At 71.8% G+C, this 7,833-nt stretch carries 6 protein-coding genes and 1 pseudogene; 5 read left to right on the top strand and 2 right to left on the bottom strand.

Annotated features, from left to right (window positions below):
• The first annotated feature begins 45 nt into the window (after positions 1–45).
• The 5 genes and pseudogenes from ACWDSL_RS25540 to ACWDSL_RS25560 all read left to right on the top strand — a co-directional run.
• On the top strand, positions 46–2,490 hold the full coding sequence (locus ACWDSL_RS25540) for a SpoIIE family protein phosphatase (protein ID WP_450489128.1): 2,445 nt from the start codon (positions 46–48) through the stop codon (positions 2,488–2,490).
• A gap of 31 nt (positions 2,491–2,521) precedes the next feature.
• Positions 2,522–3,625 carry a substrate-binding domain-containing protein gene (locus tag ACWDSL_RS25545; protein WP_450489108.1) on the top strand — a complete coding sequence of 368 codons (1,104 nt, stop codon included), beginning with the start codon at positions 2,522–2,524 and terminating at the stop codon, positions 3,623–3,625.
• A 5-nt stretch (positions 3,626–3,630) separates the two neighbouring features.
• Positions 3,631–4,413, top strand: a complete 783-nt coding sequence (locus ACWDSL_RS25550) for an ATP-binding cassette domain-containing protein (protein ID WP_450489110.1) — start codon at positions 3,631–3,633, stop codon at positions 4,411–4,413.
• The gene (locus ACWDSL_RS25555) at positions 4,410–5,624 is read left to right on the top strand and encodes a sugar ABC transporter permease (protein WP_450489112.1); all 1,215 of its coding nucleotides are present in this window, start codon (positions 4,410–4,412) and stop codon (positions 5,622–5,624) included. Before ACWDSL_RS25550 ends, ACWDSL_RS25555 begins: the two co-directional genes overlap by 4 nt.
• 325 nt (positions 5,625–5,949) lie before the next feature.
• Positions 5,950–6,150, top strand: a pseudogene (locus tag ACWDSL_RS25560) (hypothetical protein); the annotation flags it as partial.
• Positions 6,151–6,189: 39 nt separating this feature from the next.
• On the opposite strand, the gene ACWDSL_RS25565 reads toward ACWDSL_RS25560, so the two are convergent.
• Positions 6,190–6,678, bottom strand: a complete 489-nt coding sequence (locus tag ACWDSL_RS25565; protein WP_450489114.1) for an inorganic diphosphatase — start codon at positions 6,676–6,678, stop codon at positions 6,190–6,192.
• Between the two features lie 121 nt (positions 6,679–6,799).
• The gene (locus tag ACWDSL_RS25570; RefSeq protein ID WP_450489116.1) at positions 6,800–7,615 is read right to left on the bottom strand and encodes a carbon-nitrogen hydrolase family protein; all 816 of its coding nucleotides are present in this window, start codon (positions 7,613–7,615) and stop codon (positions 6,800–6,802) included.
• Positions 7,616–7,833: the final 218 nt, after the last annotated feature.

A 7,833-nucleotide genomic window follows, 5' to 3' on the forward strand; every position in this document is an offset into this window, starting at 1 on the left:
GACCAGGATGTCGGGGCGTCCGGTGTCGGCCTCCGGCAGCCGACGATGGAGCACGCCGTGACGGAGCAGGCCCTGGTGTTCGCCACGGCGGCGCTGACGGCTGTCTACGTACTGTCCGCGGACGGCGACGAGCTGCGGCTGACCGAGACGGCCGGCGGTCCGCGCGCCCTGTACGGGCTGCCGACCAGCTATCCGCTGTCCGGGCGCTCCCCCGTCGCCGACGCCTTCCGCACCGGGCGGCCCCAGTGGTCGACCTCCGCGAAGCTCGCCGCCTACGGGGAGAACGCCCCGCAAGCCCTCCCGGCCGATATGTCGCTGGGCGCGCTGCCGCTGGGGGCGGACGGCAGGCGGCTCGGCTGCCTGGTCGTGGTCTTTCCCGGGGACGGCTTCGACGCCGAGCAGCGCAATTTCCTGGAGCTGTACGCCGACCAGATCGCCGCCCAGCTCAAGGCGGGCACACCGGCCCACGACGTCGGCGGCGGGGCGCCGGACCGGGGCGGGCCGCTGTCGGTGCTGCGCTCGGCGCTCGACCACCTTCACGTCGGCTCGTTCACCCTGGTGCTGAACACCGGGCGGATCGACGCGGACGCGCAGCTGCTGGAGCTGGTGGACATCTCTCCGGAGGCGTTCGACGGACGGGTGGAGACGCTGCTGGCGCATACCGTGCCGGAGGACCTGCCCGCGCTGATGGCCATCGTCGAGCCCGGTCAGCTGAGTCTCGGCGGCCGTGACCTGGAGTTCCGGATCCGCCGGCCCACCGGCGAGCTGCGCTGGCTGCGGCTGTGCTGCCGGATCCAGGGCGATGCCGTGGGCACCCCCGAGCGGCTGCTTGGCCTGGTGGCGGACGCCTCGTATCTGCGGCCCACCGCCGACGAGGTCTCCCGGGTGCAGCGGCTGTCCGCGGCGCTGGCCAACGCGATGACCGTCCGGGACGTCAGCCTGGTGGTGACGGCCGCGCTGCGCGAGCCGCTGGGGGCCGACCGGGTGGCGCTCGCCGAGCTGGAGGGCGACCGGCTGGTGGTGACCGCCCTCGACCCGCCGCAGCCGGGCGCCTGGCCGGGGATGTGGCGGTCCGAGTGGCGGTCGGAGTGGCCCGATGTGCCGACCCGCGTACTGCCCACGGTGGAGACCGCGCTGCGCGAGGACCGGATCACCCTGCTGCCCCCGGGCAGCCGCCTGGAGCCCGGTCTCGCGGACATGGGCGCCGGCGGCCTCGCCGTCCTGCCGCTCCCGGCGCAGGGCCGGGTGGTCGGGGTCTGTCTGGTCGGCTGGAAGGAGCCGCATGCGTTCTGCCCGGAGGAGCGGTCGCTGCTGACCGCGACGGCGGGCCTGGTGGGTCAGGCTCTGATGCGCGCCCATGCGTACGACGCCGAGCACGAGCTCGCCACCATGCTGCAGCGCAGCCTGCTGCCCCGCAGGCTGCCCGACCTCCCCGGCGGGGTGGCCGTGGCGCGCTATCTCCCCGCGATGAGCGGGCTCGAGGTGGGCGGCGACTGGTACGACGTCATCCCGCTGCCCAACGGCCATGTGGCGCTGGTGATCGGCGACGTCCAGGGGCACAGCGCCGGGGCCGCGACCATCATGGGCCAGATACGCACGGCCATCAGGGCCTACGCGGTGGAGGGCCATCCGCCCGACGTGGTCGTCTGCCACGCCAACCGGCTGCTCGTCGGCATGGAGACGGAGCTGTTCGCCACCTGCGCCTATGTCGAGCTGGACATGGAGGAGGGCGACGCCTGGTTCGTACGGGCCGGACATCTGCCGCCGCTGCTGCGCCACCCGGACGGCTCCACCGAGGAGGTGGAGGCCGAGGGCGGGCCGCCGCTGGGGGTGCTCGCCGACGCGGAGTACGCCATGACCGCGGTCGAGCTGACCCCCGGTACGGTGCTCACCCTGCTGACGGACGGGCTGGTCGAGTCCGCGAGCCTCCCCCTGGACGACGGTCTGCTGCGGGTGCGCGGGGCGCTCTCCGACGCGGATCCGTCCGACGCCGGACGGCTGGCCGACTCGCTGCTGGGCGATCTGAGCCGGCGCGACGACGACGTGGCCCTGCTGTTGCTGCGCTACGACGGGATGAAGGTCCGGCCGACCCGGGCCGGCTGGGCGGTGTGGCGGCTGCCCGACGCCGTGATGCACGCGCGCCGCTTCACCGGCCGCACGCTGCGCTCCTGGAGTGTGTCCAAGGAGGCCGACAGGGTTCTGCTCGTGGTCTCCGAGCTGGTCACCAACGCCCTGGTGCATACGCAGGGCCCGGTGCGGCTCGACCTCACGCTGGCCGGGGACCGGCTGCGGGTCGCGGTGAGCGATTCGTCGCCGCGGGCGCCCGCCAAGCCGGTGCTCGTGGACTGGGAGTCGACGGGCGGCCGGGGCCTGCTCCTGGTCGAGGCGATGTCGACGACCTGGGGTTCGGTGCCGGTCAGCGGCGGCAAGCAGGTGTGGAGCGAGGTCGTCATGGCGCAGGACGGCGGGGCTGTGGACGGCGCCCGCTAGCGCGTGTGCGTATGAGGAGGTGGATCCCATCGTGAGAGGTCGTCCCCGCGATGCCGTCGTCCTCGTGGCCGCGGTGTCCCTGGCCCTCGTGCTGGGGGCCTGCGGCAAGGCCGCCGAGTCCGGCACCGCCGTACGGCCCGTCCCGCCCCCGACCGCGGGCCGGCCGACGATCGGCCTGCTCGTGCCGGACAGCACCACCCCGCGCTGGGACCGGTTCGACCGGCCCCTGATCGAGCGGCGGATCCACCAGCTGTGCCATGACTGCGAGGTGCGGTCCGTCAGCGCCCAGGGCGATGTGGCCATCCAGCAGCAACAGGTGGACTCCATGATCATCAGGGGCATGGACGCCCTGGTCCTGGTCCCGGTGGACGCCAAGGCGATGCAGCCCGCGGTCCAGAAGGCGCATGACGCGCGTATCCCGGTCCTGTCGTACGACCGCCTCGTCCAGGGCCCCATCTCGGCCTATGTCTCCTTCGACGGCAAGGAGGTCGGCAGGCTCCAGGCGCGGGCGCTGCTGAGGGCCATGGGCCACCGCCCCGCGCACGACCGCGGGATCGTCATGATCAACGGCGACCAGGCCGACCCGAACGGGGTCGCGTTCAAGAAGGGTGCGCTGTCCGTCCTCGCCGGCAGGGTCAGGATCGACAAGTCGTACGACGCGGCCGGATGGCGGCCGGAGAACGCCTACACCGATATGTCCGGCGCCATCGCCGCGCTCGGGCCCCATCGCATCAACGGCGTCTACTCCGCCAACGACGGCCTCGCCTCCGGCATCATCGCCGCCCTCAGGGCCAACAGCATCCGGCCGATCCCCCCGGTCACCGGCCAGGACGCCGAGCTCGCGGCCATCCAGCGGATCGTCGACGGCGAGCAGTACATGACCGTCTACAAGCCGTTCGAGCCCGAGGCGTACGCGGCCGCCGAGATCGCCGTCGCCCTGGCCCACGGCAGGGGCCCCGGGCCCATCGCCAGGGACCGGGTGAATGGCGACGTACCCGCCGTGCTGCTCCGCCCGATCCCACTGACCGTGCACTCCATCAAGAAGACGGTGGTCAAGAACGGTATGTACACGATTGGCCAGATCTGTACCCCGCAGTACCGGTCCGCCTGTGAGAGGGCCGGGCTCATGCCGTAGGGGAGATGGTGACCGTGCCGGGTCCGCTTCTGCTGGCGTTGCGCGGCGTCTCCAAGCGTTTCGGCGCCGTCCAGGCGCTCGCCGACGTCGATCTGGAGATCCACACCGGTGAGGTCGTCGCCCTGCTGGGCGACAACGGCGCCGGTAAGTCCACCCTCGTCAAGGTGATCGCCGGGGTCGGCCCGGCCGATCAGGGCGTCGTCGAGTGGCAGGGCCACACCGTCCAGGTCAGGCGCCCCCACGACGCACAGAGTCTGGGCATCGCGACCGTCTACCAGGACCTGGCGCTGTGCGAGAACCTCGATGTCGTCGGCAATATCTTCCTCGGCCGCGAGGTGCGCAGGCTCGGCATCCTCGACGAGGTGGAGATGGAGCGCCGCACGCGTGGCCTGCTGGAAAGCCTGTCCATCCGCATCCCCGATGTGCGTGTCCCGGTGGCCACGCTCTCCGGCGGCCAGCGGCAGACCGTCGCGATCTCCCGCTCGCTGCTCGGCGAGCCCAGGCTGCTGCTGCTCGACGAGCCCACGGCATCCCTGGGCGTCGAGCAGACATCGCACGTCCTCGATCTGGTGGACCGGCTCCGCGACCACGGGCTCGGGGTGCTGCTGATCAGCCACAACATGGGCGATGTGAAGGCTGTGGCGGACCAGGCCGCGGTGTTGCGCCTGGGCCGTAACAACGGCTTCTTCGATGTGATGACCACGTCCCAGGAACAGATCATCTCCTCCATCACCGGCGCCACCTCCCATGCCCGCCGTCCGCCCCGCCCCGGGGAGGCCGAGCTGTGACCGGCCGCGCTCTGGTGCCCGGCCGGCGGCGCGTCAAGGGCGTCCTGGGCGACATACGGCGGCGGCTGAGCGAAGGGGAGCTGGGCGCGCTGCCGATCGGCCTCGGCCTGATCGTGCTGTGGGCCGTCTTCGAGATCCTGAACGACAACTTCCTCTCCCCGCGCAATCTGTCCAATCTGAGCGTGGACATCGTGGGCACCGGCCTGATCGCCGTCGGCATCGTCTTCGTGCTGCTGATCGGGGAGATCGATCTGTCGGTCGGCTCGGTCGCCGGGCTGGCGGGGGCCGTCTTCGCGGTGCTGGCCGTCAACGAGGGTCTGCCGGAATGGCTCGCCCTGATCTTCGCGGTGTTCCTGGGCTCGCTGATCGGGGCCCTGCACGGGTTCTTCTTCGCCAGATTCGGCGTACCGGCGGTCGTCGTCACCCTCGCCGGGCTGCTGGCCTGGAACGGCCTCACCCTCTACCTGCTCGGCCAGAGCGGCACCATCAACCTCGACAGCCAGGGGCTGGTCGCCAAGTTGACCACCTACTACTTCAACGACATCGCCGCCGCCTACAGCCTCGCGGCCCTCGGCCCGGCCGCCTTCTTCCTCGCCGCGTACCGCGACCGGCGGCGCCGTAAGGCCGCGGAGATGCCGTACCGGCCGCTGCACGAGATCGTGGTGCGCACCGCGGCGATCGCGGTGGTCGCGTTCGCGGCCGCCTATGTGCTCAACCAGTTCCAGGGCCTGCCGCTCGCCCTGCTGATCTTCGTGGTCCTGGTCGCCGCCCTGGATGTGCTGCTGCGCCGCACGCCCTACGGCCGCACGGTGTACGCGCTGGGCGGCGGCGTCGAGGCGGCCCGCCGGGCCGGGGTGCGGGTGACATGGGTGCGGATCTCGGTCCTCATGGTGTCCGGCACGATGGCCGCGCTCGGCGGGCTGTTCCTGGCCTCGCGGATCACCTCGGTGAGCCAGCCCTCCGGCACCGGCATCCTGCTGCTGAACGCGCTCGCGGCGGCCGTGATCGGCGGTACGAGCCTGTTCGGCGGGCACGGCCGGACCTGGTGCGCGCTGCTGGGCATCCTGGTCATCCAGTCGCTCTCCTCCGGCATGGCCCTGCTGAGCGTCGAGTCGGCCCTCCAGTTCATGATCACCGGCGGGGTGCTGCTGGCCGCGGTCGTCCTCGACTCGCTCTCCCGGCGCTCCCAGAAGTCGCGCGGCCGAGCTTGACGGCCGGTGGCCTGGCCGTGCCGTGCCCCGTTCGGGTGGATGCGCGCCGTATGCCGGGCGGTGTGGTGGGCCGTGCGGCAGCGTGTGGGACCGACGCACGGCGACAAGGGGGATCGATGGCAGCCCATCCCAGGTCGATGGCAGCCCAGCCCGCTGCCCAGCCCGCCGAGGAGCTGCGGTACCGGTCGGCCACGCTCGCGGCGTTCGAGCGGAACCCGATCACCAGCCGCTCGATGGCCCGCAGGCTGCCGCAGCTGGTGCGGCGGGCGCTGGTGCTGGCGTGGCAGGTGGACCGCAGGGCGGTGGTGGGGCTGGTGGTGTGCCACAGGACCGCGCGGTCGTCCTGGTCACCCACCGCCTGGCGAACGTCGCCGTGGCCGACCGCATCGTGGTCCTGGACCGGGGCCGGGTGATCCAGCAGGGCACCTTCACGGAACTGGTCGACTCCCCCGGGCTGTTCCGGGAGCTGTGGGCCCTTCAGAACGACCGGGGCGCCACCCCGGACGCCCCAGCAGTCCCGAACTGACTCAGCCGTCCCGGGCTGACTCCGCCGTCCCGGGCCGGCTCAGCGGACCGACTCCGCCGCCCGGACCCGCGAGGCCGCTATCTCCGCGTAGGCCCGGTCGCGGCCCTCCCAGTGGGAGCCCTCGACGGACTTGCCGGGTTCCAAGTCCTTGTAGACCTCGAAGAAGTGGGTGATCTCCATCCGGTCGAACTCGGAGACATCGCCGATGTCCTGCACATCGCCGTAGCGCGGATCGTGGGCGGGAACGCAAAGGATCTTCTCGTCCGGGCCCTTCTCGTCGCTCATGCAGAACATTCCGATGGCCCGGCACTCGATGACGCACCCGGGGAACGTGGGCTCACCGACCGTGACCAGGGCGTCCAGCGGGTCGCCGTCGCGCCCCAGAGTGTGGTCGATATAGCCGTAGTCGGCCGGGTACTTGGTGGCGGTGAACAGCATCCGGTCCAGCCGGATCCGCCCCGCCTCGAAGTCCATCTCGTACTTGTTGCGCGATCCCTCGGGGATCTCCACGACTACGTCGAATTCCATCGCGACCTCCTCCCCCGGACACCCGTCACCCGCGCGCCCGGCGCGCGCTTCCAGTGTGCGCCGTGAGCGCCGTACGGGCAGCCCGTACGTCATATGTTCCGGACGGCATACGTTCCGGACGTCATGCGTTTCGGCCGAGCCTCCGGTTGGCCAGGACGGACACCTTGCGCCGGACAGCCGTCACCTCGTCGCTGCCGATCTCCGCCACCAGCAGCCCCGGCGTCGCCCCCAGCCGCTGCCGTACGGTCCCGTCGGGGCCGACCACGGCGCTGTGGCCGATGCCGGTGGGGGTCATCGGATCGGCCGCGTCGGTCTCCAGGGCGCCGGTGGCCGCGGGGTCGGCCTGGCCCACGGCGGCCAGCCAGACGGTGGCGTCCAGCGCCCGCGCCCGGATCAGCAGCTCCCACTGCTCACGCTTACCGGGCCCCGCGCCCCAGGAAGCGGGCAGCAGGGAGAGATGTGCGCCGGCGTCGGCATGGGCCCGGAACAACTCGGGGAAGCGCACGTCGTAGCAGGTGGCCAGGCCGATCCGGAGGCCCTGGAGGTCGAAGGTCACCACCCTGGAACCGGGCGCGACGGAATCGGACTCCGCGTAACCGAAGGCGTCATACAGATGGATCTTGTCGTACGAGGTCTCCACCCCGGGACCGGTGACCAGCAGGGTGTTGGCCACCCGGCCATCGCGCGCCGGGGTGAACATCCCCGCCACGACCACCAGACCCGTGTCCTTGGCGATCTGCCGCACCTCGGTGGCCCACGGCCCGTCCAGCGGCTCGGCGAGCGGCCGCAGCGGGGTGCCGAAGCACGCCATGGCGGCCTCGGGGAAGACGATCAAGCGGGCGTCGGCCGCCGCGGCACGGTGTGCCTGCTCCCGAAGGACGGCAAGGTTCCGCTCCGGGCGCGGGCCGCTGACGATCTGGCTCAGTGCAATGCGCATGACGCGATCTGCCTCATTCCCTGTTCCCTGGACGTAGCCTCGAGTGGTCCCTACGGGTGTGTACGTGACGCCCCGGGGGTGCGCTCATTGTGCGGCCCGCACATCTCGGCCGTATCTCGAGGGCGCCACCCCTACGGTCCAAGCCGGGAACTGGCCGTTCGTCAGCGGAGAGACCTCGGATGACAGCCGGCGGCCGCATGACCCAGGGGGTCATGCGG

This window comes from Streptomyces sp. NPDC000941 (assembly GCF_053599555.1).